Raw genomic sequence first — 24,711 nt, forward strand, 5'->3', positions numbered from 1 at the left:
CAAACGCTATGAGCATTGTGGAAGTTAAAGTCCCGGATATCGGTGATTTCAAGGAAGTTGAAATCATCGAGCTGATGGTAAAAGTTGGCGATACGATCAAAGTAGACCAGTCCCTGATTACCGTTGAATCGGACAAGGCGTCGATGGAGATTCCATCGTCGGCCGCTGGTGTGGTGAAAGAGATCAAAGTGAAGGTCGGCGACAAGGTGGCCGAAGGTTCGCTGGTGCTGCTGCTGGAAGCCGATGGCGCCGCCGCGGCGCCCGCACCTGCCGCGGCTCCTGCCGCCGCTGCCCCTGCGCCTGCCGCTGCGGCCGCGCCGGCTCCGGCTCCGGCCGCGGCGCCTGCCGCAGCCGCTGGTCCGGTCGACGTCAAAGTGCCGGACATCGGCGACTTCAAGGAAGTGGAAGTCATCGAAGTCATGGTCAAGGTTGGCGACACCATCAAGGTCGATCAGTCGCTGATCACCGTTGAATCGGACAAGGCTTCGATGGAGATTCCATCGTCGCACGCCGGTGTGGTGAAAGAACTGAAGGTCAAGGTGGGCGACAAGGTTGCCATGGGCTCGATCGTGCTGGTGGTGGAAGGCTCGGCGCATGCGCCGAGCGGCGGCTCGGCGCCTGCCGCCGCCCCGGCGGCCGCTGCTCCGGCGCCAGCCGCCGCAGCGCCTGCACCAACCGCAGCCCCGGCACCAGCTGCCGCGCCAGCCGCTGCCGCTCCGGCATCGCAAGGCTCCGTGCAGACCGGCAAACTGGCGCACGCATCGCCATCGATCCGCAAGTTCGCCCGCGAACTGGGCGTGGATCTGGGCAAAGTGCCGGGCTCTGGTCCGAAAGGCCGCATCACCCAGCAGGACGTGCAGAACTACGTCAAGGGCGTGATCGCCGGTACCGTTGCATCGCCGGCTGCCGCTGGCGGCGCGGTGGGTGGCGGCGGCAACTTCAGCGTGCTGCCATGGCCGTCCCTGGACTTCAGCAAATTCGGTGAAACCGAACTGCTGCCGCTGTCGCGCATCAAGAAGATCTCCGGTCCTAACCTGCACCGCAACTGGGTGCAGATCCCGCACGTCACGCAATTCGACGACGCCGATATCACCGACCTGGAAGCCTTCCGCGTTGAATCGAACAACGCCAATGCCAAGAACAAGGACGCCACCAAGCTGACCATGCTGGCGTTCGTGATCAAGGCATCCGTGGCCGCGCTGAAGAAATTCCCGACCTTTAACTCGTCGCTGGACGAAAAGGGCGAGAACCTGATCCTGAAGAAGTACTACAACATCGGCTTCGCTGCCGACACGCCGAATGGCCTGGTAGTCCCTGTGATCAAGAACGCCGACCAGAAATCGGTGACGCAGATCGCCAAGGAGATGACCGAACTGTCGGCGCAAGCGCGCGAAGGCAAGCTGAAACCGACCGACATGCAAGGCGCGACCTTCACCATCTCGTCGCTGGGCGGCATCGGCGGCACGCACTTCACGCCGATCGTGAACGCGCCGGAAGTGGCGATCCTGGGCCTGTCCAAGGCATCGACCAAGCCGGTATGGGATGGCAAGCAGTTCCAGCCACGCCTGATGATGGGCACCTCGCTGTCCTACGATCACCGCGTGATCGACGGCGCGATGGGCGCGCGCTTCTCCGTGTACCTGAGCGAAGTGCTCGGCGACATGCGTAAAATTCTGCTGTAAGGAGCCCCTATGAGCACCGAAGTAAAAGTGCCGAATATCGGCGACTTCAGCGAAGTGGAAGTGATTGAAGTGATGGTGAAGGTTGGCGACACGATCAAGGCTGATCAATCGCTGATCACCGTGGAGTCGGACAAGGCCAGCATGGAAATCCCATCGTCGCACAGCGGCGTGGTGAAGGAACTGCGCGTCAAGGTTGGCGACAAGGTCAAGGAAGGCGTGACGCTGCTGGTGGTTGAGGAAGCCGCAGGCGCCGCGTCGGTGGCTCCTGCGCCAGCGCCGGCACCTGCGGCCGCTGCACCGGCGCCTGCGCCAGCTCCGGCCGCACCGGCCGTCGCGCCGATCGGCGGCAGCTACACCGGCCAGGTCGACGTCGACTGCGACATGATGGTGCTGGGCGGCGGTCCTGGCGGCTACTCGGCCGCCTTCCGCGCCGCCGACCTGGGCATGAACACCGTCATCGTCGAGCGTTACGACACTCTGGGCGGCGTGTGCCTGAACGTGGGTTGCATCCCATCGAAGGCACTGCTGCACGTGGCGTCTGTGATCGACGAAACCGCGCACATGTCCAACACCGGCGTCACCTTCGCCAAGCCGAGCATCGACATCGACCAGGTACGCAAGTACAAGGAAGGCGTCATCAAGAACATGACCGGCGGCCTGGCCGGCATGGCCAAGGCGCGCAAGACCCAGATCGTGCAAGGCGTGGGCCAGTTCCTGAGCGCCAACCACATCGAAGTCACCGCCAAGGATGGCTCGAAAAAAGTGGTGCAGTTCAAGCAGGCCATCATTGCCGCCGGTTCGTCGGTGGTGAAGCTGCCGTTCGTGCCGGAAGATCCACGCATCGTCGACTCGACCGGCGCGCTGGAACTGCGTCAGATCCCCAAGCGCATGCTGGTGATCGGCGGCGGCATCATCGGCCTGGAAATGGCCACCGTGTACTCGACCTTCGGCGCGCGCATCGACGTGGTCGAAATGATGGACGGCTTGATGCAGGGCGCCGACCGTGATGCGGTCAAAGTCTGGCAGAAGTACAACGAAGCGCGCTTCGACAACATCATGACCAAGACCAAAACCGTCGGCGTTGAGGCGCTGCCGGAAGGGATCAAGGTCACGTTCGAAGCGGCGGAAGCCGGCGCGCCAGCGCCTGCGCCGCAGGTGTACGACCTGGTGCTGGTGGCCGTGGGCCGCAGCCCGAACGGCAAGAAGATCGCTGCCGAGAAGGCCGGCGTCGTGGTGACCGATCGCGGCTTCATCCCGGTCGACAGCCAGATGCGCACCAACGTGCCGAACATCTTCGCCATCGGCGACCTGGTGGGCCAGCCGATGCTGGCGCACAAGGCTGTGCACGAAGGCCACGTGGCGGCGGAAGCGGCGGCGGGGCAGAAGTCGCACTTCGACGTGAAGGTGATTCCATCGGTGGCCTACACCGATCCGGAAGTGGCATGGGCCGGCATCACCGAAGACGAGGCGAAAGTCAAGGGCATCAAGGTCGAGAAGGGCCACTTCCCTTGGGCGGCGAGTGGCCGCGCCGTGGCCAACGGCCGCGCCGAAGGCTTCACCAAGCTGCTGTTCGACGCCGAGACCCACCGCATCATCGGTGGCACCATCGTCGGCACGCACGCGGGCGACATGATTGGCGAAATCGCGCTGGCGATCGAAATGGGCTGCGATGGCACCGACATCGGCAAGACCATTCACCCGCACCCAACGCTGGGCGAATCGATTGGCATGGCGGCGGAAGTCTACGAAGGCGTCTGCACCGACCTGCCTCCACCGCGCAAGCGCTAAGCAAGCGCGCGGCAGACAAAAAAACCGGGACTTGTTCCCGGTTTTTTTTATGCGTCATTGAAAAGTAGAGCTGAACAGACCTCGCGAGAACGGCTACGCTCGCAAAAAAGACCTTGGATGTTGACTCAGTGCGAACTTCCACACCCACCCCGTTGCCGTCATTCCGGCGCAGGCCGGAATCCATAGAACGTGTCTTTGGATGCTGAACATGGGGAGAACGCGAAGTCTCGGCGACGTCTTCTGCAAAAGGAACGCGCCCATCATTACTAATCCTCCAAATCGCCTTTGCGAGGTGACGATCAGATACACTTTCCTCGCACTTTGGCGACAGCTATAACAGGCAGCGCTAGATACCCTGTGAGGAGAAATGTAGGTTGGCGCTTTAGTCCGTCCGAATGGAGACAATCCGGCACCTTCGCTTCAATAAAAGCTGCGGTCATAATATCCGTATTGGCTGAGCTGAATGTTACGGCGCTTTGATAATACGGCCGTGATGGTTCTTCGTTTTTTAAAGCCTCTGCGACTGCTTTACTCGTCGATGCATCGACTTGGCCCAGCATGGCCTTCCACTGTACTTCGGATGTGACGGAATCGTTCAATGGGGCCTTCACGTCCTCGGCGGAGATGGCCGCTGTAGAAAAGATCCAAATGCCTAGAAAGAGTAGTTTCACAACTCGCTTCCTTCTCGAATAATTGCTGTCAGACCGTAAGCCGTATTGAACCATGTCGAAAGGTCCGGTTCTGGACAGTCTCTATCACAACCATGGCAGTAATTCTATGTGGGCTGTTCCCTCCTGATGCCGCCATGGCGGAAGCGGATAGGGAGATCGGGGAACGACATGCATAAAAAGGCTAATTTTTTGATGAAGGAGGGCTCGAGTGAGGCAAGTCCGCTTGCGGTTGCCCGATGACTCTTTTGCGTGAGAAAACCTGCCAGCAAAAAAATAGAGCCAGTGCCAGAGAGATGACCGACAACCCGGTCACCAGATAGTCGGGTAGAAGACCTGGAAATACCTTGTCGAATATGGTGTAGCTTAGGGAGAAGGCGAAGAACAACGACGGCAGCCACTGCTTTTGCCAGGCAAACGCAGCCAGCGCCATGGCCGAACCCACAATACTTATCATTGTGCCGATTTGCATCTAGACCCCCACAATTTTCGGCCGAATTCGGCCGGTAAGCATGGAGAGTAACATTTTGCTTGTCGCCAAAGTACGCGAAATATCACAGCCTTGGATGTGCCTGTGCTTGTATCATGAGAGTCTGTCTTTTCTCATCGGGAGCCCCGGATGGCCGCGAATGCGGAGTTTGTCAGTTATATTGAAGAACAGCTTGCGCCGCTGGGCTTCTTGAGTGTCGGACGGTTTTTCGGGGGGCGCGCCATCAGTTGTCATGGTCAGCAGTTCGCGTGGATCATCGATAGTACGCTTTATTTGCGCGTCAGCGATGCCACCCGCGCGGAGTTTGAGGCGCACGGCGCGCAGCCGTTCAAATACATGACCAGGAAGGGCGAAGTCACCGTCCGCAAATTCTACACCGCCCCCGAGTTCCTGCTTGACGATCCCGAACAACTCTTAAACTGGTGTCGCCGCGCAATTCGGGGTCAGCTCTGACATTCGGACACGCACGCATCCTCTTTGAGGATTATCAATACGGTCGCCCACATATGCGCTACCGCAAATGCGCGATTTCTGCTGAATCAAACTAGCATTATCTATGGCGTATTTTGATCTACATCAAAAGTGTGAACTGCTTGTCCGAATGTCAGAGCTGACCCCGAATGGTTAGCGCGTCAAGCGGTACAGCAGGATCGCGGTGCGGATGGTGGCGCGTTCGATGGAGGCGATCTCCAGATCCTCGTCCGGCGAATGCGCGCCGTTACCGGTGGCGCCCAGGCCGTCCAGGCTGTCGAGCAGCGGCGCGACGAATTGCACGTCGCCGGCGCCACGCTGGCCCGGCGGCAGGGCTGGGATATCGCCCAGTCCGGCATCCTTGCTGGCCTGCGAGTAGGCCTTCAGCACCGCCAGGTTGCCGGGCGTGGGCGACATCGGCGGGTAGGCATCATGGAAGGTGATGCTGGCACTGGTGCCCGGTAGGTTCTGCGCGACGATGGCTTTCATCTTGGCGTGCGCGCGGTCGCGCTGTTCGTAGCTCAGGTAGCGCAGGTCGCCTTCCACCGTGGCGGTCCGCGAAATGACATTGCTCTTGCCGGCCGCCTGACCCACCGTCCCCAGCGCATTGGTGCTGGCCTCCGTGCCGCCCACAATCAAGCCGGGGCTGAAGGTCAGGTCCGGCTCCATCACTTGCTGGCGGAAGCTGTCGACTATGCGCGCCGCTTCGTAGATCGCGCCATAGCCGGCATTCTCCGTGAAGATGCCGCTGGAGTGGCCCTGTTTGCCGCTGACCTTCAGCTCCCACGATGACGAGGCGCGGCGGCCGATGGTGCCGGTGTCCTTGCCGTCCTTGTTGCGCACCGTGGCCTCGAAGGCGAGGGCGATGTCGCTGCGCTTGGCGGCGTTGATCATGTCGGCGCGCGAGATGTCGATCGGGTCACCGGCGTTTTCCTCGTCGCCGCTGAACACCACGGTGATCGTGGTGTTATCCAGCGCGCCCACGCGGTGTAGCGCGCGCAGCGCTTCGATGATGATGACGTCACCACCTTTCATGTCGTTGACGCCCTGGCCCCTCACGCGGTCGCCGTTGCGCTGCCACAGCTGCACCGGGCTGTCTTTTTCAAACACGGTGTCGAGATGGCCGATCAGCAGCAGGCGCTTGCCTTGCTTGCCTTCGCGCGTGGCGATCAAATGGCCGGCGCGCTGCATCGCGGGCGGCATGTCGGACCAGCGGGTGGTGAAGCCGAGCGCCGCGAACTGCTCGCCAAACAGCTTGCCTACCGCGCGCACGCCTTCGTGGTTCATGGTGCCGCTGTTGATGTTGACCGAGCGTTCCAGCAGTTCCAGTCCCTGCGCCGAATGCGCCTTAACTTCCGCGACGATCTTCTGCTCGGTGGCCGACAGGCCCTCGGCGCGCGCCGCGCCTAACATCAAGGCCAGCACCGCAAACGCGAACGGTTTCAACTTCATGCGACATTCCTCCATGGATGGTATGCCGACGATTGTAGCTCAGCCCTGCGCCGATGCGGGCAGGCCGAATACGTGATCGAAGGCCAGGCTGAAGATGTAGGTGTAGATCATGAAGAAGATCAGTAGACCGATGTCCAGCACCAGCGCTTCCCACAGTGAGATGTTGAGCCACCACGCGAACAACGGCACCAGCACCAGCAGCAGTCCGCCCTCGAAGCCGATGGCGTGGGCGGCGCGGCGTTTCCAGTCGCGGCCGCGCTTGGCTTGGCGCGCTTCCCATGCCTCAAACATGGTGTTGAACGCGAAGTTCCACACGATGGCGATCAGCGAGGAGGCGACGGCGGCGGTGCCCGCGTGGCCCGCGTCGTGTCCGCCCATGAGCATCAGGCCAGTGCTGGTGAGGCCGATGGCGATGGTTTCAAACAGGGAGACGTAGACGACTTTGCGTTTCAGGCCTTGCATGCGGGGATTTCCTCTTTGGTGACAACGATGCGCATCATATGCAAGGATTCTTGATCGATAAAGTCAGCTGCTTTCAGTTTTTCTGATAGCATGGGCCACATGGCTTTCTCATCCGATAACATTGCGGTCTTTCTTGCGGTGCTGGACCACGGCTCCTTCTCGGCCGCCGCGCGCGCGTTGGGACGGGTGCCGTCGGCGGTCAGCATGGCGATCGCGCAGCTGGAGGCGGAGCTCGATCTCACGCTGTTCGAGCGCAGTTCGCGCGAGGTGCGGCCGACCGAATCGGCGCGCGCGCTGGAGGCGGAGGCGCGCCAGATGGCGGGCCAGTTGCGCCGCCTGCAGGCGCACGCGCTGTCGCTGCACCAAGGCCTTGAGCGCCGCCTGACGCTGGCGATCGCGCCGCAGTTGTTGTCGGCAGCTTGGAGTGAGCCGCTGGCGCGGCTGGCGGAGGAATTCCCTTCGCTGGAGGTGGAGGTGCTGTCGGCGCCGCAGGAGGACGCGCTGCGCATGCTGCACGAGGGCGCGGCGCAGCTGGCGCTGATCTACGAGCGGCCCGGCGTGGACGAGCACGAGAGTTTTCAGGAGCTGGGCAGCGAGGTGCTGGTGCCGGTGATATCGCCGCGCCATCCGCTGGCGCTGGAACGCAAGGGCGGTGTGCGGCTGGAGGATTTGCTCGACGTGCGGCAGATCGCCATCGCCAGCCGCGACATGGCGGATGCCGACCAGCGCGTGCTCATTTCGCGCAAGCTGTGGCGCACCGACAGCCACCTGGCCACGCTGAGCCTGGTGCGCGCCGGCGTGGGCTGGGCCTATCTGCCGCTGCGCCAGGTGGCGCCGTTGCTGGAGCGCGGCGAGTTGCTGCACATCGGCTTCGCGCACATGAGCAATGAGCTGCGGTTGTGGGTGGACGTGGTGTGGCGTAACGACCAGCCGCTGGGCCTGGGCGCCAAGCGCCTGATCGCGCTGATGCAGGATATCGCCGGTTTGGAGGCGCGACAGCCGCAGAAGTGATACCCTGCTGTCTTTGCCCTGTTAGAGGAAGATTTATGCGTTTGCTGAAGATTGCCCTGGTAGTGGCTGGCCTGTGCGCCGCCACCGCGTTTGCTTCGCCTACCGCGCCGCGCAATGGCGCCGAGTACACCACCCTGAAGAACCCGCAGCCGGTGCAGGCGCAGGGCAAGAAGGTGGAGGTGATCGAGTTCTTCATGTATCACTGCCCGGCGTGCTACGCGCTGGAACCAGCCATGCTGGAGTGGGTGAAGAAGCAGGGTGACAACATCAGCTTCCGCCGCATCCACCTGCCGCTGACCGGCGAGAACGATCCGGAAGCGCATATGTTCCTGACGCTGGAGGCGATGAAGCTGGAAGAGCAGCTGCATGCCAAGATCCTCACCACCTGGCACGTCGAGCGCAAGCGCTTGAAGAGCGATGCGGACAATATCGACTGGGCCGTGAAGAATGGCATCGACAAGGAGAAGTTCACCGCCACCTACAATTCGTTCGCGGTGATGACGCGCCTGAAAGGCGCCGGCCGCGTGGCGGCGGCGTATGAGGTGAACAGCACGCCGACCATGGTGGTGGCGGGCCGCTATCTCACCAACCCGACCATGGTGGACGCCAGCAACCCTGGCATCCCGCGCGCGCAACTGGGCGCGGCCACGCTGCAGGTCCTGGATGCGCTGGTCGCGCAGGCGCGCGGCAAGTAAGTTTATCTACAGGTGACATTGGTACAGGTGGGAGGCGTGTTCCTCGCCGTTCACCTGCACCACGTGCGGCGCGGCCAGCGCGTCGCGCGTGAAGCCATACTTCTCCAGGATGCGCCGCGAACCCAGGTTCCGCGGCGAGATCCATGCACTCAGCACGCGCAGCCCGTACTGCGCGCGCGCCAATTCCACCAGATGTTCCAACGCCAGGCTGCCCAGCCCCTTGCGCGCTTCGCTGTGCGCGATGCGATAACCCACCTCGCCGGTGCCGGCCGCGCGATCGATGTGGCGCAGATTGGCGCGGCCGACGATGACGGCGCCGTCGTCGCTGGTCAGCACGCACGGGTGCATGGCGCCGGCGTTGTGGCTGTCGAGGTAGTCGGCGATGTGCGCGCCCACGCCGGCCCGCGAGTAGAACGCCGGACTGCGCGCCTCAACGTGCTGTTCGAACCACGCGCGGTTGGCCAGCTCGAACGCCAGCAGGCGCTCGACGTCATCCACCTGCAGCGTGCGGATCTTCATGGATGGGCGGCGAGGTAGGCCAGCATGTGCTGGTTGAACAGCGCCGCCTGTTCCATCTGCGGCAGGTGGCCCGACTGGTCGATCTCGGTATAGGTCAGCGACGGTATGGCCTTGCGGATGCGCGCCGCCTGCGCCACCGGGATCACCGGGTCCTGCTTGCCCCAGATCAGATGCACCGGCGTGCCGGCCTTGGCGATGCTGGCGTAGATGGCGTCGAAGTTTTCACGCGACAGGCTTAAACGCGAACGGTACAGCGCGCGGCCGAAGCCATGGAACTCCATCTGCGGCCGATAGCGCTCGGCCCAGCCGGGGAATTGTTCGGGATGCAGGAAGTCGCTGCTCTGGTTGTCCGCCATGGTGGGCACGGCGGTGGTCTGGAACAGGTAGGGGCCGAGCCATGGCGCCGCCATGTGCCACGGGATGGTCGGCGCGCTGTTCGACGGATCGACCAGATTCAAGGTGCGCACGCGCTGCGGATGGGTGGCTGTGTAGTGGGCCGTCACGTAGCCGCCGAACGACAGCCCGAACAAATCGATCTTGCCGTCCACCTTGAGCGCCTTGAGCAGCTCGTCCAGCTGGCGATCGTAGAAGGCGCCGTCGTAGGCGGCATCCGGCCGGTCGGACATGCCGCGGCCGAACAGGTCGTAGCGGATCACGCGGTAGCCGGCGTCGCGCAAGGCGGCGAAGGTCGGGTCCCAGATGTAGGACGGGACCGAGAACCCGTGCACCAGCACGGCCACGCGGCCATCATCCGGCCCGGCGGCTTCGTAGTGGGTGACGCCGTCGCTGAGGGTGACGTAGGCGCCAGGCGTGCCGTCGTGCTCACGGACGGCGGCGGTGAGCGCGCGCCGCTCCGGATTGCGGTCGTGGTGATAGCCTGCGAGGCCGGCGGCGGCCAGCACCACCGCCAGCAAGACCCAGCGCAGCCGGTTCATTTTCAGTTGACGGTGAAGCGGGCGGGAATCTCGATGCCGCCGTTGCGCGCCGCTTCGGCGTACGCCCGCAGTTCGGCGATGACGGCGTCCAGTTGCTCCTGGCCGGGATTGGCCTGGAAGTGTTTGATGCGCTCGTTCATGAGCGTGATTTGCTTGCTCCAGTCCAGACGATTCGTTTTGCTCATGTGTACTCCGGTTTGTAAAAAATCAGTATAGAGCAAATGGCAAAATTGTGGCGTGGTTTAGCGTTTTACGCCACGCAGGAATAGGTCCAGTCCCTCGGCGGCGCGGGCGCGCAGCTCGTCCATGGTCGGCGTTTGCTCGGCTGGGAACAGCATCCGGGTGATCGGGTCGCCCATGATGCAGTTGGTCAGGAATACCGGCAGCAGCTCCGGCCGGACGTCGCTGCGCAGCTGGGCGCGGATGTCGGGACGGGCGAAGAAACGGCCCAGTTGTTCGCGCGTGCGCTGCGGGCCGGCCTTGTAGAAGGTCTCGGCCAGCTCCGGCGTGGTGCGCGCCTCGGCCACCACCATCCGGTGCAGGCTGCAGAAGGTGGGCAGGGAGATCAGTTCCAGGAAGCGCAGCGCGAAATCGTGGAGGATCTCCTCCATCGGGCGCGGATCGGTTTCCATGCTCTCCATGCCGCCGAAGAAGCGCGCGCGGCCGTCGGTGATCACGGCGTTCAGCAACCCGGCCTTGCCGCCGAATTTGACGTAGATGGTGCGCACCGCCACGTGGGCTTCGCGCGCGATCATTTCCAGGCTGACCTTGCTGTAGCCTTTTTCCAGGAACAGCTGGCCGGCCGTGTGCAGCAGGGCGGCGCGGCGGGCGGCCTTGTCGGCCGCGCGGGGGCGGCCCGCCGCCTTGCCGAAGCAGGGCGAGTCGGGAGCGTAGTTGCCGTCGGGGCAATCTTGCTCGTCCGGCACGTCAGTGAGGTCAGTGATAGTCATGGCGCGTGAATGATAGCGAATGCCGTCATGCTAGTCCAAAAAAAAATGAAATGCAATCGTTTCATTTCTTGACTTTGGTTGGAAACTGGCGATAATGCTCCTATCTCATTTCATTTTCCCGGAGCTTCCTCATGTCCACCCAAGAACAAAAACTCAGTGCCGTGCCTCCCGCTCCAGCCGCGCCAGCCGCCGCTCCGGACACGCAGACCAAGCAACCGAACCGCCGCGTGCTGGTGGTGGCAGCCATCATCGCGCTGGCCGCGTTGGCCGCCGGTGGCCGCATGTGGTATCGCAGCCATTTCTATGTCGAGACCGAGAATGCCTACGTGGCCGGCCACGTGCACCCGGTGTCGACCCGTATCGCCGGCGTGGTGACCAAGGTGCTGATCGACGATAACCAGCTGGTCAAGGAAGGCGATGTGATCGCCGAGCTGGATCCGTTCGACCAGGGCGTGAAAGTGGAGCAGATCCAGGCGCAGATCGCCTCGGCCCAGCAGCAGGTCACGCAGGCTGACGCGCAGATCGCGCAGGTGCAGGCCCAGGCCAGCGCCGCCGCCGCCCAAGTGGCGCAGTCGGAAGCGCAACTGGTGCGCGCCAAGCAGGATGCCGAGCGTTTCGGCCAACTGTATAACAGCCAGATGAAGGCCGTGTCGAAGGCCGAGCTGGATGCCGCCATCGCCGCGCGCGCCAGCGCCACCGCCGACGTCGCCGCGCGCAAGGACAGCGCCGCCGCCGCCAAGGCGCAAATCGCCTCGGCCAAGTCGGCGCGCGAAGTGCTGAACGCGCAGATCGCCGTGCTGCAAGTGCAGTTGAAGGACGCCCAGCAGCAACTGGCCTACAACAAGATCCTGGCGCCGGTGTCGGGCCGCATCGGCAAGCGCACCATCGAGGTGGGCCAGCGCGTGCAGCCGGGCCAGCAACTGACCGCCATCGTGCAGGAGAACGTTTGGCTGACCGCCAACTTCAAGGAAACCCAGCTGGCGGACATGAAGGTCGGCCAGGAAGTCAAAGTGACCATCGACGCGATCCCGGGCAAGGAACTGATCGGCAAGGTGGACAGCTTCTCGCCAGCGTCGGGCGCGCAGTTCGCGCTGCTGCCGGCCGATAACGCCACCGGCAACTTCACCAAGATCGTGCAGCGCGTGCCGGTCAAGATCACCTTCAAGCCGGAAGACGTGAAAGCCCTGAGCGGCCGCCTGGTGCCGGGCATGTCGGCGATCGCTGAAGTGGCGATCAACCAGAAAGAAGCTCACTAATCAGGGAGCCTCTCATGGCTAGTACTACTTTTGTCCCGCCGATGCCTGGCGAGAAGGTCTCCGCACGCACCTGGATGGCGGTGGCCGCCGGTATGCTGGGCGCCTTCATGGCGGTGCTGGATATCCAGATCACCAACTCGTCGCTGAAGGACATCCTCGGCACGCTGTCGGCCACGCAGGAAGAGGGCTCGTGGATCGCCACCGCCTACCTGGTGGCGGAGATCATCGTGATTCCGATGACCGGCCTGTTCGTGCGCGTGTTCGGCATGCGCGGCTACATGATGGGTACCACGGCGCTATTCCTGCTGTTCTCCACGCTGTGCGGCTTCGCCTGGAACCTGCAAAGCATGATCGCCTTCCGCATGCTGCAGGGCTTTACCGGCGGCGCGCTGATCCCGATGGCGATGACGCTGGTGATGGCCAAGCTGCCGCCGTCGAAACGCGCGACCGGCATGGCGATCTTCGGTTTGACCGCCACGCTGGCGCCGTCGATGGGCCCGACGCTGGGCGGCTACCTGAGCGAGTTGTATGGCTGGCCTTCGATCTTCTACATCAACTGGGTGCCGGGCCTGCTGCTGATCGGCGGCATCGCGCTCGGGCTGGACGAGGAAAAGCCGAACCTGTCCCTGTTGTTGAACGCGGACTGGCTGGGCATCTTCTTCATGGCGCTGGGGCTGGGCAGCCTGACCATCTTCCTGGAAGAGGGCAACAGCAAGGACTGGTTCGACTCGGCCTTCATCAACACCTTCGCCGCGCTGGCCATCGTCGGCCTGCTGGGCTGGGCGGTGAACAGCACCATGCGCAAGCAGCCGTTCGTGAACCTCGGCTTGTACGGCCAGCGTAACTTCGCCGCCGCCACCGCGCTGTCGATGGCTATGGGCATGGGCCTGTATGGTTCGGCCTTCATCCTGCCGCTGTTCCTGGCGCAGATTCCCGGCTACTCGCCGATGCAGATCGGCGAGGTGATCATGTGGGCCGGCTTGCCCCAGCTGTTCATCATGCCGTTCGTGGCCAAGCTGTCGTCCAAGATCGACAACCGCATCCTGTGCAGCTTTGGCTTGCTGCTGTTCGGCGGCTCGTGCCTGATGAACGCGTACATGGACGCCACCACCGGTTACGACCAGTTGCTGCTGTCGCAGATCGTGCGGGCGCTGGGCCAGCCGTTCGTGATGCTGACGCTGTCGAACTTCGCGATGAACGGCATCCAGCCGAAAGACATGCCATCGGCTTCGAGCCTGATCAACATGACCCGCAACCTGGGCGGTTCGATCGGCATCGCGCTGCTGGCGACCGCGTTGACCAACCGCGAGCATTTTCATTCGGCGCGCATCGGTGAATCGGTGAGCAACTATGCGCTGGCGACGCAGGAGCGCTTAAGCGCTTTGACCTCGTCGTTTATCGCCAAGGGCTTCGATAGCGCCACGGCGGCGGACATGGCCTTGAAGGCGGTCGATGGCGTGGTGCGCCGCGAATCGTTCGTGATGGCCTATAACGACGGCTTCTTCCTGGTGGCGATGGTGCTGTTCGCGTGCATCGGCGTGCTGTGGTTCTCGGACAAAGTCAAAGCCCCTTCGGGTGGCGGTGGCGGCGCCCACTAAAGAGTGCAAGCTGTCATTCCGGCCTGCGCCGGAATGACGCGGATAACGTTTTAATTGAGAGGTAATCATGTTGAATTCAGCTTTGAAGCGCCTGACGCTCGCTGTTTCTGTCACCCTGGCCGTCACCGGCTGTGCCACCGTCGGCACGGACTTCAAGGCGCCGGCCAATGTGGCCGACGCGTCGTTCCGTCATGTGCCGCAGGCCGGCGCCAGCGAAGCACACCTGCCGGCGCAATGGTGGACCGTGTTTAACGACGCCACCCTGAACCGCCTGGAAGAGACCGCGCTGCGCGACAACCCGAGCGTGAAAGCCGCCGCCCAACGCCTGGTGCAGGCGCTGGAACAGGCCGGCGTGGCGCGCGCCAACGAGCAGCCGCAGTTGAGCGTCAACGCCGGCATCTCGAACTCGCGCACCTCGGCCGAGACCTCGCAAGGCCTGGCGCTGGGCCATCGTTCGATCAAGGGCAACAACTACTCGGTCGGCTCCAGCTTCTCGTATGAAGTGGACCTGCTGGGCCGCGTGCGCCGTCTGGTGGAGGCCTCCGACGCGCAAGCGCTGGCGGCGGAAGCCGATCGTGACGGCGTGCTGCTGATGCTGTCGTCGCAACTGGCCACCACCTACTGGCAGCTGCGCGGCCTGGATGCCGAAATCGCCATCCTGAAAGGCGCGCTGGATACCCGCCGCGAGACCGAGGAGCTGGTGACAGCGCGCTTCGACGCCGGCCTGTCGAATGAACTGGACGTGTCGCGCGCCCGCATCGAACGCGCCAACGCGCAGGCCGACCTGCACGAGGTGCAGCGCCAGCGCAACCTGCTGGAACACAGCCTGGCCACGCTGGTCGGCGCCTCGCCGTCGGCGATGCTCACCGCGGCCAACGCGGATGCCGCCGTGCTGCCGCAGCCGCCGGCGATTCCGGTCGGCCTGCCGGCCAGCCTGCTGGCGCAGCGTCCGGACCTGGCCGGCAGCGTGGCGACCCTGCGCGCGACCAATGCGCAGATCGGCGTGGCGGAAGGGGCGTTCTATCCTTCGTTCTCGCTGACCGGTAATTTCGGTTTCGCATCCGAGAGCCTGAGCAACCTGGCCAAGGGCGACGCGCGCCAGTTCAGCGTTGGCCCTCTGGCGCTGTCGCTGCCGATCTTCGACGGCGGCCGTAACAAGGCCAATCTGGCGATCGCCAAGGCGCGTTACGAAGAGGCGCTGGCCAACCACCAGACCAAGCTGCTGACCGCGCTGCGCGAAGTGGAGGACGCGCTGTCGGACGTGCAGCAACGCCAGATGCAGGGCGAAGCACAGCAAGCGTCGCAAGTGGCGGCGGCACGCGGCTACCTGGTGGCGCGGGCGCGCTATGAGCGCGGCGTGTCGACCTATCTCGACGTGACCGACGCCCAGCGCAGCGCGCTGGCGGCCGATCGCGCGGCGGTGCAGATCAACACCCAGCGCCTGCTGGCCGCCGTGTCGGTGGCGCGCGCGCTGGGCGCCGGCTGGCAGCCGTCGGCGCAACTGGCGCAAGTGGCGCAGAACGGCACCATCAAGGCACAGTAAGTCACTCTCATTTAAGTACCCATCTCTCCGCTACAACAGCCGGGATGTCCCGCTTGCGTTGACGAACTTACGCGTGGCATGATGTTTCGACTGCATCCGCCTTGCTTCTTCCGTCGGCATTGTTCTACCGGAGAGATTATGTTCACGAACATGAGAGTGGCGACCCGCCTGGGTCTGGGTTTCGGGATCGTGGTTCTGCTGCTGCTGATACTGTCGGCTGTCAGCATCAGCAGGCTGGCCTCCATCAACGACGCCATGCAGCTGATCATGGAGGACCGCTATCCGAAAATTGTCCTGGGCAACGAGGCGATCAAGCTCACCATCGACAATGGACGCCAACTGCGTAGCATGTTGCTCGCCACTAGCGACGCCGAACGCGATAAATTCCGCAACAACGTCGAGGCGAACCGCCACAAGGTGGCCGAGGCGCTGGCGCGCATGGATAAACTGATCAGCACTGAACGCGGGCGTGAACTGTTCAAGGAAATAACGGCCAAAGGCGAGGTGCTGAATCCCAAATATGAACAGGTCTACGAACTGCTGCGCACCGACAGCAAGCGCGCGGCCGATTTCCTACGCAACGATTTCGCCTCGGCCAATAACGCTTACTGGGCTTCCCTCGAGGCGCTGTCCAAGCTGCAGAGCGGTTTGATGGACCAGAGTGCCAAGGATGCGCACGAGACCTACCAGTCCACGCGCAACGTGGTGATCATGCTGGCGCTGGTCGCGGTGCTGTTGTCGATCGCGATAGCGGTGCTGATTACGCGTAACCTGATGCGCAGCCTGGGGGGCGAGCCCTCGTATGCGGCGGAGATCATGCAGCGCATCAGCGACGGCGATTTGAGCGGCGAGGTGGTCACGCGCAACGGCGATCACACCAGCATGCTGTTCGCGGTGAAAACCATGATCGGCAAATTGCGGCAGGTGATCGACGGTCAGCGCCAGGTGGTGGCGGCCGCCAACCGCGGCAACTTCGATGCGCGGGTGGACCTGAACGGCCTGCAGGGATTCCAGCGCGAGATGGGCGAGGGCTTGAATCAATTGGCGATCACCACGGGCGCCAGCATCGGCGACGTGGTGCGCGTGATGGGGGCGATGTCCGAGGGCGATCTCACGCAAAGCATCGACAAGGATTACGAGGGCGCCTTCGCCGAGTTGAAGTCCTATGCCAACAACACCATGGTGCGGCTGGCGAACGTGGTCAGCGAAGTGAACGCCAACGCGGAAGCGCTGGCGGCGGCCTCGGAACAAGTCAGCTCCACGGCGCAGTCGCTGGCGCAGGCGGCCAGCGAGCAGGCGGCCAGCGTGGAGCAAACCTCGGCCTCGGTCGAGCAGATGACGGCGTCGGTATCGCAGAATACCGAGAATGCCAAGGTCACGGACGCCATTGCCTGCAAGGCCTCCGGCGAAGCCACCGAGGGCGGCGAGGCGGTCAAGTCCACGGTGGCGGCGATGAAGCAGATCGCCGCCAAGGTGGTGATCATCGACGACATCGCCTATCAGACCAATCTGCTGGCGCTGAACGCGGCCATCGAGGCGGCGCGCGCCGGCGAGCATGGCAAGGGCTTTGCCGTGGTGGCGGCCGAGGTGCGCAAGCTGGCCGAACGCAGCCAGGTCGCGGCCCAGGAAATCGGCCAGGTCGCCACCAGCAGCGTTGATCTGGCCGAACGTGCGGGCCACATGCTGGACGAGATGGTCCCCAGCATCAAGAAGACTTCCGACCTGGTGCAGGAAATCACGGCCGCGTCGGAGGAGCAGTCGAGCGGCCTGGCGCAGATCAATTCCGCCATTACGCAACTGAGCCAGACCACCCAGCAGAACGCGGCCGGCTCGGAGGAGCTGGCGTCCACCGCGGATGAGATGAGCACGCAGGCCAGCGAGCTGCAAACGGCCATGGGCTTTTTCAAGGTGGACGCGGCCAGCCAGGCCGGGCGCGGCGCGGCGCGCGATACGCGCCAGCGCGCGGCGCAGGCGCCGGCCACGCGCAGGCAGCACAGCGAGCGTTTCGCCACCAATGTGGACGAGGCCAATTTCGTCCGCTATTGAGAGCTTCGCCTGCATTACAATGTGGTCCTCACTCCACAAGAGGACCACATGAAAAAAATCCTGCTTCCGTTGGCCATGGCGATCGCCTGCGCCAGTGCCTGCGCCGCGCCGGCCGACGTCAATCAACTCAACAAGATGAGCAAGCGATACGCGCCGATCGCGCTGACCGCCGACACCAGCCATCTCTCCGCCGGCGACAAGAAAGCCATCGCCAAACTGATCGAGGCGGCCAAGATCATCGACGTGCTGCAACTGCGCCAGCGCTGGTCCGGCAACGAGGCGCTGTGGGCCGCGTTGAAGAAGGACGCCACGCCGTTGGGCAAGGCGCGCCTGAACTACTTCTGGCTCAACAAGGGACCATGGTCCATCCTCGACGATCACCAGTCCTTCCTGCCGGCCGAAGTGGGCGGCATCAAGGTGCCGGGCAAGAAGCCCGAGGGCGGCAACTTCTATCCGGAGGACGCCACCAAGGCCGAGCTGGAAAAGTGGATGAACGCCTTGCCGGCGGTCGATAAGGAGCAGGCGCAGTGGTTCTTCACCACCATCCGCAAGAACAAGGATGGCCTGTTCACCACCGTGAAGTACTCCGACGAATACAAGGCCGACCTGGAGAAGGCCGCCGCCTTGCTGAAGCAGGCCGCCGCCGATACCGATAACGCCTCGCTGAAAAAATTCCTGGAACTGCGCGCCGAAGCCTTCCTCAGCAACGACTATCTCGCTTCCGATTTCGCCTGGATGGACCTGGATTCGCCGGTCGACATCACCATCGGCCCTTACGAGACCTATAACGACGAGCTGTTTGGCTACAAGGCCGCGTTCGAGGCCTACGTGAACATCCGCGACCAGAAGGAAACCCGGAAGCTGGACTTCTTCGCCAAGCATATGCAGGAGCTGGAGGACAACCTGCCGCTGGACGCGCAGTACCGCAATCCCAAGGTCGGCGCGCTGGCGCCGATGGTGGTGGTCAACCAGGTGTACGGCGCCGGCGACGGCAACATGGGCGTGCAGACCGCCGCCTACAACCTGCCGAACGACGAGCGCATCATCAGCCAGCGCGGCTCCAAGCGCGTGATGCTGAAGAACGTGCAGCAGGCCAAATTCAAATCGACGCTGACGCCGATCGCCAAGCTGGTGCTGCGTCCGGCCGACCAGAAGGACCTGGACTTCGATTCCTTCTTCACCCACATCCTGGCGCACGAGATCACCCACGGCCTGGGACCGCACATCACCAAGAACGATGGCAAGGAATCGACGCCGCGTCAGGACCTGAAGGAAGCCTATTCCACCATCGAGGAAGCCAAGGCCGACATCACCGGCCTGTACGCGCTGGGCTACATGATGGACAAGGGCCAGCTGCAAGGCGCGCTGGGGCAGGGCGCGGCGGCGGAGCGCAAGCTGTACACCACCTTCCTGGCGTCGGCGTTCCGCACGCTGCACTTCGGCCTGACCGACTCGCACGCGCGCGGCATGGCGATCCAGGTCAACTACCTGCTGGACAAGGGCGGCTTCGTGTCGCACGGCGACGGCACCTTCTCGGTCGACTTCGGCAAGATCAAGCAGGCCGTGATCGACCTCGACCGTGAATTCCTGACCATCGAAGCCACCGGCGACTACGCGCGCGCCAAGGACATGATGGCCAAGTACGTGGTCATCCGTCCCGACGTGCAAAAGGCCTTGGATAAAATGAAAACTGTACCGAACGACATCCGTCCGGAATTCAAGACCGCCAACACCTTGTTGGGCAAGTAAGCATTACAGTTTTTCTACGTAGTAATATACCTGCCGTCGGGCAATAATTCTTGCCCGGCGCATGCTACAGTTTGATCACCATGATCAAACGCGCCCTCCTTCCCCTGCTGCTGTTGACGTCCTCGCTGGCCGCCGCCGCCGACCTGACCGAGATGGAAATCCGCTGGCTGAAAGCCGGTTCCGCCGTGCTGGCCTACGCCAAGCAGGAGCTCAAGCTGCCGCTCGACATCACGGTGCAACCGCAGGCGCGGCCGACCGACGTGCCGCTGGCGCTGGGCTACGACAATGGCCGCTGCAAGCTGGTGCTGTCGATGCGCGGCAATCCCAACGCCGAGGACATCCTCGACAACGTCGCCGAGGCGCAACGGCCGCTGATGATCGAGGCCATGGTGGCGCACGAGATCGGCCACTGCTGGCGCTACGCGCAAGGCAACTGGCACGCGGTGCCGGCCGGCTTCGAGGAGCAACCCTTGCAGGCCGATAGCCACGCGCTGCGCGACACCCGCCGCGAGGAAGGCTATGCCGACCTGGTGGCGCTGGCGTGGATACAGCAACGCCATCCCGAACAATACGCCGCCGTGGCCGGCTGGATGCGGCAAGTGCGCCAGCCGTCGCCCGCCACCGGCTCGCACAGCACCCTGACCTGGCTGCAGCTGGCGCCGACCGGCGCCGCCTTCACGCCGGGCCTGCCCCTGTTTGAACAGGCCGATCGCCTGTGGCAAAAAGGGCTGTTGCAGGATCAGTAAAATCCCCGACTGTGTACGTTTCCGCACGGAGTGCTCGACCGTGCGGGCGTTTAATGGTGTCCACCAACCACCACAAGAGGGACACATCATGAACAAATTACTCTGCTTCGTGCTGGCCACCGCGGCCAGCGCTGCCTTCGCCGCCACCCCGAACAACGACACCGTGGCGTACAAAGCGGCGATCAATAAAGCCGACGCCGACTACAAAACCGCCAAGGCCGCCTGCGACGCACAATCGGGTAATGCCAAGGATGTCTGCCAGGAGCAGGCCAAGGTCAATCGCGCCAACGCCGAGTCGACCGCCGCCCTGCAGTACAAGAACGACAAGAAGTCCATCGAAAAAGCCCAGATCAACGTGGCTGACGCCCAGTACGACCTAGCCAAGGCCCAATGCGCCACCCGCACCGGCGCCGACAAGGACAGCTGCCTGAGCGGCGCCAAGGCGCAGCACACGGCGTGGGTGAATGACGCCAAGGCCGGCAAGAAAGCCGCCGACACCGCCCAGACCGGCATCGACTGCAGCGCGCTGAGCGGCACCGACAAGGCCTCGTGCGAAGCGCGCTCGAAAACCGAGCTGGCCAAGGACGCGCTGGCCGACACCGCCATCACCACCAAGGTCAAAACCGAACTGATGGCCGAGCCGGCGCTGAAATCGCTGGACGTGCACGTGGAAACCACCAACGGCACCGTGATGCTGAGCGGCTTCGTGCCATCGCAGGCGGAGGTCGACAAGGCGGTGGACGTGGCGCGCAATGTGAAAGGCGTCAACAAGGTGCAAAGCTCGCTGCGCATCAAGTAAGCCAAGTCAGTGCAGTAGGGCAGGGCGGGCAAGCCCCCACGCCCGTCCGCCCCGGCGCCCGGCCGCGTTCCCCTGACGCCGCCGGGCGCCACCTTTTCGCTTGTATTCATGATAGTCATCATCTAAAATGGTGGAAAGCGCGCCGTTCCGGCGCGCGTCGCCTTTGCGAGGACCTTCATGTTTGCACAACCTTTATCAAGCTGGCTGCAGCGGCGCGGCCTGCACTTTTCGTGGGTCATCGTGGCCCTGACCTTCTTCACCGGGCTGTCGTCGGCCGCCGCGCTGGGCCTGCCGGGCGCCCTGCTGCAACCGCTGTCGAAGGAATTCGGCTGGGACGTCGAGCAGATCTCGTCCGCGCTGGCGGTGCGTTTCGCGCTGTTCGGCCTGATGGGGCCGTTCGCGGCCATCTTCATGGAACGCTTCGGCGTGCGCAACGTCGTGGTCACCGCGCTGACGCTGGTGGCGGCCGGCATGGCGCTGGCGACGCGGATGACGCAATTCTGGCACCTGGTGCTGTTCTGGGGCATCATGCTGGGCGTCGGTTCGGGCCTGACGGCGCTGGTGCTGAGCGCGGTGGTGTCCAACCGCTGGTTCGACAGCCATCGCGGGCTGGTGGTCGGCATCCTGACGGCCAGCTCGGCCACCGGCCAGCTGATCTTCCTGCCGGTGGGCGCGTGGATGATCGAACACATGGGCTGGCGCATGGCGGTGCTGCCGGTGTTCGCGGCGTGCGCGGCGATGGCGGTGGCGGTGCACCTGCTGATGCGCAACCGTCCGGGCGACCTCGGGCTGGCGCCGTACGGCGCGGCGGCGGGCGCCGTGCCGGCCGCCGCGCCGGTGATGCGCGTCACGCTGGCGACGCCGTTCAAGATCCTGGCGGAAGCCTCGCGCAGCAGCGTGTTCTGGATCCTGGCCGGCACCTTCTTCATCTGCGGCCTCAGCACCAACGGCCTGATCCAGACCCACTTCATCTCGCTGTGCGGCGACGCCGGCCTGGGACCGGTGCCGGCCGCCTCGGTGCTGGCGATGATGGGCGCGTTCGACCTGGTCGGCACCATCGGCTCGGGCTGGCTGTCGGACCGCTATGACAACCGCAAGCTGCTGCTGATGTACTACGGCCTGCGCGGGCTGTCGCTGTTGTGGCTGCCGTATTCCGAATTCACGCTGTATGGCCTGTCGACCTTCGCCATGTTCTACGGCCTGGACTGGATCGCCACCGTGCCGCCGACCGTGCGCCTGACCGGCGCCACGTTTGGCAAGGAGAAGGCGGGCATGGTGTTCGGCTGGATCTTCGCCGCCCACCAGCTGGGCGCGGCGGTGGCCGCGTACGGCGCGGGCCGCATCCGCACCCTGCTGCTGACCTACAACCCGGCCCTGATCGCCGCCGGCGCGGCCTGCCTGGTCGCGGCCGCCATCGTCATGCTGATCCGCAAACCGGCGCAGGCCAAGGCCGCCTAATAAATCCGGGGTCAGGTCCTCCATTTCTACACGGCCTCTGCCGTAGCGGACGCTACGGCAGAGGCCGTGTAGAAATGGAGGACCTGACCCCGGATTGGTGGTAGCGCTTCCAAAATGTAATCAGGCGGTCATTTAGCGGTGCAACAATGCGCCGACTTTTAACCAGCGTGATGGAGTTTTGTATGCGTGTTGTTTTATCCGTGGCGGCGTTGAGCGCCGTCGCCGCCGCCTTGCTGGCGGCATGCGGCAGCGACGGTCGGCCGATCACTGAAACCAATCCGGGCGACGGTGTCAATTCCACCGCCGTCGCCTTCATGAGCGACGTGCACTTCGAGAACATCTACGGCGACTTGAAAAGCAGCCAGTTCTCCGGCATTCCGACCAAGGATGGCAAGAACGCCACCATCCGCACCATGTACGCGCAGCTCACCTCGACGCGCCTGTTCAACGAAAACTATTTCGCCTTCCGCGCCGCGCTGGATGACGCCTACAACAAGGGCATCCGCCTGGTCGCCATGCCGGGCGATATCTCGGACGATGCGCAGCCGATCAACATCGACGGCCTGGCCGATATCCTGCACGAATACCAGGCCAAGGGCATGCGCTTCTTCATCGCCCCCGGCAATCACGATCCCAACGAGCCGTATGACGATGACGAGGCCGGCAAGAACGATTTCCTGACCAGGGACGGCAAGGAGCAGAAGATCTACGCTGTCAACAACGCCGCCTGTAAGGCCAAGGACCCGGCCGTGGTGTGCACCAACCAGCTGATGGAGCAGGGCTACGAGAAGCTGATGGGCAAGCTGGGCGAGTTCGGCTATGCGCCCAACAAGAACGATGTCTACTGGGAAACGCCGTTCAGCAACTACGCCGACGGCAAGTACAGCTACGAGGCGGCCAGCGCGGCGGCCGACCTGAGCAAGCGTCAGTTCGAAATCTGAACCGAAGGCGAGGGCGGCAAGTACAAGGTGGCGGGCAAGACTTACAGCCGCTGCGTCAACATGGTCGACGCCAGCTATCTGGTGGAGCCGGTGAAAGGCATCTGGCTGCTGGCGCTGGACGGCAATGTGCACGCGCCCAACGCCAACTTCGATCCGGCCAATCCGAAATACTTCAAGGGCTATGACAACGCCGGCGACGCCGGCTGGAACAAGATGCTGACCCACAAGATCCACCAGATCGAGTGGATCAAATCGGTGGCCGCGCGCGCCAAGGCGCAGGGCAAGCAGCTGATGTCGTTCTCGCACTATCCGACCATGGACTTCTACGCCAACCAGACCGATGCGATGAAAGCCGTGTTCAAGCCGGGCGCGTTCCAGGTGTCGCGCATGCCGGCCGCGGCCACCACGGCGGCGCTGGCGGCCACCGGCCTGCCGCTGCACGTCGGCGGCCACATGCACTTCAACGGCACCAATGATTACAAGGACAGCGCCGGCAACTACCTGGTCAACGTGCAGTCGCCGTCGCTGGCGGTGTTTGGCGCGGCGTACAAGATCGTCAGCTACCAGAGCAGGGATCTGATCGACGTGCAGACCGTGAGCCTGAACAATGTCGCGCGCCACAACGAGCTGTTCCCGCTGTACCAGGTGGAGTACGACTATCTGCAGGGCAGCGGCGCGGCCGGCGATGTCGCCAAGCGCTGGAACCGCGGCATCTTCGATAGCAAGTCATACGGCGAGTTCACGCGCACCTACTTCGGCGAGCTGTCGCGTCTGCGCTTCATGAGTGACTACTGGCCGTGCGAAATGAAGGAGGCGGCGATGGCGTTGGATGCGCGCCAGATGCTGATCCTGTCGCAGCTGCAGACCAAGGTAACGCTGGCGCAGTTGAAGGACAATCCGTCGGTGCTGCCGCTCACGGCCGCCTGCGCCGCCAAGGGCGCGGTGACCGACGGCGGTGTCGCCGCCAGCCAGTTGACGGCGGACTGGGCCGTGGCCACCGCCAAGGCGGAACAGCTTGCCGCCGCCGCCAACCTGAAGCTGGGCGACTTCGCCAAGATCAGCGCCTACGAGTTTTACGGCGACTTCCACCGCACCGTGTACGCCGGTGAACTGGCGCTGCGCGACATGGGTGCCGAGCGGGTGGCGCAGTACAAAGTGTTGATGGGCGCGTTCCCGGCATCGCCGGCGGCGATCATCAGAGTGGGCGATCAACTGTCCGACCAGAACCCGGTGCACGTGGCGTTCCAGTCGCAGTTCAAGCAAGTGTTCACCATCCTGAAAGGCCTGGGCTCGGGCAAGCCCAGCGAGCACTTCACCATCGACCTCAAGGCGCAAAAGCTGAACAACGCCAGCAGCAGCGGCCTCAGCTTCAACTAAAACTTCGGGGTCAGCTCTGACATTCGGACATTCGGGAACTAATTAAAAATTTTTAGTTCCCATTTGTCCGATTGT

At 63.5% G+C, this 24,711-nt stretch carries 23 protein-coding genes; 15 read left to right on the plus strand and 8 right to left on the minus strand.

The features are described from left to right. The first annotated feature begins 8 nt into the window (after nucleotides 1-8). Both aceF and lpdA read left to right on the plus strand, forming a co-directional pair. Nucleotides 9-1,682, plus strand: a complete 1,674-nt coding sequence (gene aceF, locus FHW83_RS05425; protein WP_176645332.1) for a dihydrolipoyllysine-residue acetyltransferase — start codon at nucleotides 9-11, stop codon at nucleotides 1,680-1,682. A 9-nt stretch (nucleotides 1,683-1,691) separates the two neighbouring features. Next, nucleotides 1,692-3,470 carry a dihydrolipoyl dehydrogenase gene (gene lpdA / locus FHW83_RS05430; RefSeq protein WP_176645333.1) on the plus strand — a complete coding sequence of 593 codons (1,779 nt, stop codon included), beginning with the start codon at nucleotides 1,692-1,694 and terminating at the stop codon, nucleotides 3,468-3,470. A gap of 299 nt (nucleotides 3,471-3,769) precedes the next feature. Here lpdA and FHW83_RS05435 read toward each other — a convergent pair whose 3' ends face one another. Together FHW83_RS05435 and FHW83_RS05440 are read right to left on the minus strand one after the other, a co-directional pair. After that, the gene (locus FHW83_RS05435) at nucleotides 3,770-4,141 is read right to left on the minus strand and encodes a hypothetical protein (protein ID WP_176645334.1); all 372 of its coding nucleotides are present in this window, start codon (nucleotides 4,139-4,141) and stop codon (nucleotides 3,770-3,772) included. 181 nt (nucleotides 4,142-4,322) lie between these two features. Continuing rightward, a complete protein-coding gene (locus tag FHW83_RS05440) occupies nucleotides 4,323-4,610 on the minus strand; it encodes a hypothetical protein (RefSeq protein WP_176645335.1) in 288 nt (95 codons plus the stop codon). Between the two features lie 147 nt (nucleotides 4,611-4,757). Between FHW83_RS05440 and FHW83_RS05445 the strand changes: the two genes are divergently transcribed. Beyond that, nucleotides 4,758-5,081, plus strand: a complete 324-nt coding sequence (locus FHW83_RS05445; RefSeq protein WP_176645336.1) for a TfoX/Sxy family protein — start codon at nucleotides 4,758-4,760, stop codon at nucleotides 5,079-5,081. Between the two features lie 171 nt (nucleotides 5,082-5,252). Here the strand turns inward: FHW83_RS05445 and FHW83_RS05450 are convergent, their stop codons facing one another. After that, on the minus strand, nucleotides 5,253-6,551 hold the full coding sequence (locus FHW83_RS05450) for a M20/M25/M40 family metallo-hydrolase (protein WP_176645337.1): 1,299 nt from the start codon (nucleotides 6,549-6,551) through the stop codon (nucleotides 5,253-5,255). A 39-nt stretch (nucleotides 6,552-6,590) separates the two neighbouring features. Then, nucleotides 6,591-7,013, minus strand: a complete 423-nt coding sequence (locus tag FHW83_RS05455; protein ID WP_176645338.1) for a PACE efflux transporter — start codon at nucleotides 7,011-7,013, stop codon at nucleotides 6,591-6,593. Nucleotides 7,014-7,112: 99 nt separating this feature from the next. Here FHW83_RS05455 and FHW83_RS05460 point away from each other — a divergent pair, with 99 nt between their 5' ends. Both FHW83_RS05460 and FHW83_RS05465 read left to right on the plus strand, forming a co-directional pair. Then, complete coding sequence (locus FHW83_RS05460) at nucleotides 7,113-8,024, plus strand: LysR family transcriptional regulator (RefSeq protein WP_176645339.1); 912 nt, start codon at nucleotides 7,113-7,115, stop codon at nucleotides 8,022-8,024. 35 nt (nucleotides 8,025-8,059) lie between these two features. Further along, nucleotides 8,060-8,719 (plus strand): thiol:disulfide interchange protein DsbA/DsbL, encoded by a 660-nt coding sequence (locus FHW83_RS05465; RefSeq protein ID WP_176645340.1) that lies wholly within the window; start codon nucleotides 8,060-8,062, stop codon nucleotides 8,717-8,719. A 6-nt stretch (nucleotides 8,720-8,725) separates the two neighbouring features. Here FHW83_RS05465 and FHW83_RS05470 read toward each other — a convergent pair whose 3' ends face one another. Genes FHW83_RS05470 through FHW83_RS05485 form a run of 4 tightly spaced genes read right to left on the minus strand, consistent with a single transcriptional unit; the run spans nucleotide 8,726 to nucleotide 11,123 of the window. Beyond that, nucleotides 8,726-9,238 carry a GNAT family N-acetyltransferase gene (locus FHW83_RS05470; protein WP_176645341.1) on the minus strand — a complete coding sequence of 171 codons (513 nt, stop codon included), beginning with the start codon at nucleotides 9,236-9,238 and terminating at the stop codon, nucleotides 8,726-8,728. Then, a complete protein-coding gene (locus FHW83_RS05475) occupies nucleotides 9,235-10,173 on the minus strand; it encodes an alpha/beta fold hydrolase (protein WP_176645342.1) in 939 nt (312 codons plus the stop codon). Before FHW83_RS05475 ends, FHW83_RS05470 begins: the two co-directional genes overlap by 4 nt. A gap of 2 nt (nucleotides 10,174-10,175) precedes the next feature. After that, a complete protein-coding gene (locus FHW83_RS05480; RefSeq protein ID WP_176644982.1) occupies nucleotides 10,176-10,358 on the minus strand; it encodes a hypothetical protein in 183 nt (60 codons plus the stop codon). A gap of 57 nt (nucleotides 10,359-10,415) precedes the next feature. After that, the gene (locus FHW83_RS05485; protein ID WP_176645343.1) at nucleotides 10,416-11,123 is read right to left on the minus strand and encodes a TetR/AcrR family transcriptional regulator; all 708 of its coding nucleotides are present in this window, start codon (nucleotides 11,121-11,123) and stop codon (nucleotides 10,416-10,418) included. A 131-nt stretch (nucleotides 11,124-11,254) separates the two neighbouring features. Between FHW83_RS05485 and FHW83_RS05490 the strand changes: the two genes are divergently transcribed. From FHW83_RS05490 to FHW83_RS30600, 10 genes are all read left to right on the plus strand, one after another. Continuing rightward, nucleotides 11,255-12,379: an HlyD family secretion protein gene (locus FHW83_RS05490; protein WP_176645344.1), complete on the plus strand. Its 1,125-nt coding sequence runs from the start codon at nucleotides 11,255-11,257 to the stop codon at nucleotides 12,377-12,379. A 14-nt stretch (nucleotides 12,380-12,393) separates the two neighbouring features. After that, complete coding sequence (locus FHW83_RS05495) at nucleotides 12,394-13,977, plus strand: DHA2 family efflux MFS transporter permease subunit (RefSeq protein ID WP_176645345.1); 1,584 nt, start codon at nucleotides 12,394-12,396, stop codon at nucleotides 13,975-13,977. Between the two features lie 67 nt (nucleotides 13,978-14,044). Next, nucleotides 14,045-15,520, plus strand: coding sequence for an efflux transporter outer membrane subunit (locus tag FHW83_RS05500; RefSeq protein ID WP_176645346.1), 1,476 nt, complete (start codon nucleotides 14,045-14,047; stop codon nucleotides 15,518-15,520). A 138-nt stretch (nucleotides 15,521-15,658) separates the two neighbouring features. Further along, entirely contained in the window at nucleotides 15,659-17,566 is a 1,908-nt protein-coding gene (locus FHW83_RS05505) for a methyl-accepting chemotaxis protein (protein ID WP_229224030.1), read from the plus strand. Nucleotides 17,567-17,614: 48 nt separating this feature from the next. Continuing rightward, entirely contained in the window at nucleotides 17,615-19,315 is a 1,701-nt protein-coding gene (locus FHW83_RS05510; protein ID WP_176645347.1) for a hypothetical protein, read from the plus strand. 80 nt (nucleotides 19,316-19,395) lie between these two features. Continuing rightward, entirely contained in the window at nucleotides 19,396-20,061 is a 666-nt protein-coding gene (locus FHW83_RS05515) for a hypothetical protein (RefSeq protein ID WP_176645348.1), read from the plus strand. A gap of 88 nt (nucleotides 20,062-20,149) precedes the next feature. Further along, nucleotides 20,150-20,860 carry a BON domain-containing protein gene (locus tag FHW83_RS05520; RefSeq protein ID WP_176645349.1) on the plus strand — a complete coding sequence of 237 codons (711 nt, stop codon included), beginning with the start codon at nucleotides 20,150-20,152 and terminating at the stop codon, nucleotides 20,858-20,860. A gap of 177 nt (nucleotides 20,861-21,037) precedes the next feature. Beyond that, a complete protein-coding gene (locus FHW83_RS05525; RefSeq protein WP_176645350.1) occupies nucleotides 21,038-22,318 on the plus strand; it encodes an MFS transporter in 1,281 nt (426 codons plus the stop codon). Between the two features lie 182 nt (nucleotides 22,319-22,500). Further along, nucleotides 22,501-23,259: a metallophosphoesterase gene (locus FHW83_RS30595; protein WP_229224031.1), complete on the plus strand. Its 759-nt coding sequence runs from the start codon at nucleotides 22,501-22,503 to the stop codon at nucleotides 23,257-23,259. A gap of 27 nt (nucleotides 23,260-23,286) precedes the next feature. Beyond that, nucleotides 23,287-24,636, plus strand: coding sequence for a hypothetical protein (locus tag FHW83_RS30600; RefSeq protein WP_229224032.1), 1,350 nt, complete (start codon nucleotides 23,287-23,289; stop codon nucleotides 24,634-24,636). Nucleotides 24,637-24,711: the final 75 nt, after the last annotated feature.

The sequence above is a fragment of the Duganella sp. SG902 genome, assembly GCF_013376005.1.
Classification (GTDB): Bacteria; Pseudomonadota; Gammaproteobacteria; order Burkholderiales; family Burkholderiaceae_D; genus Rugamonas.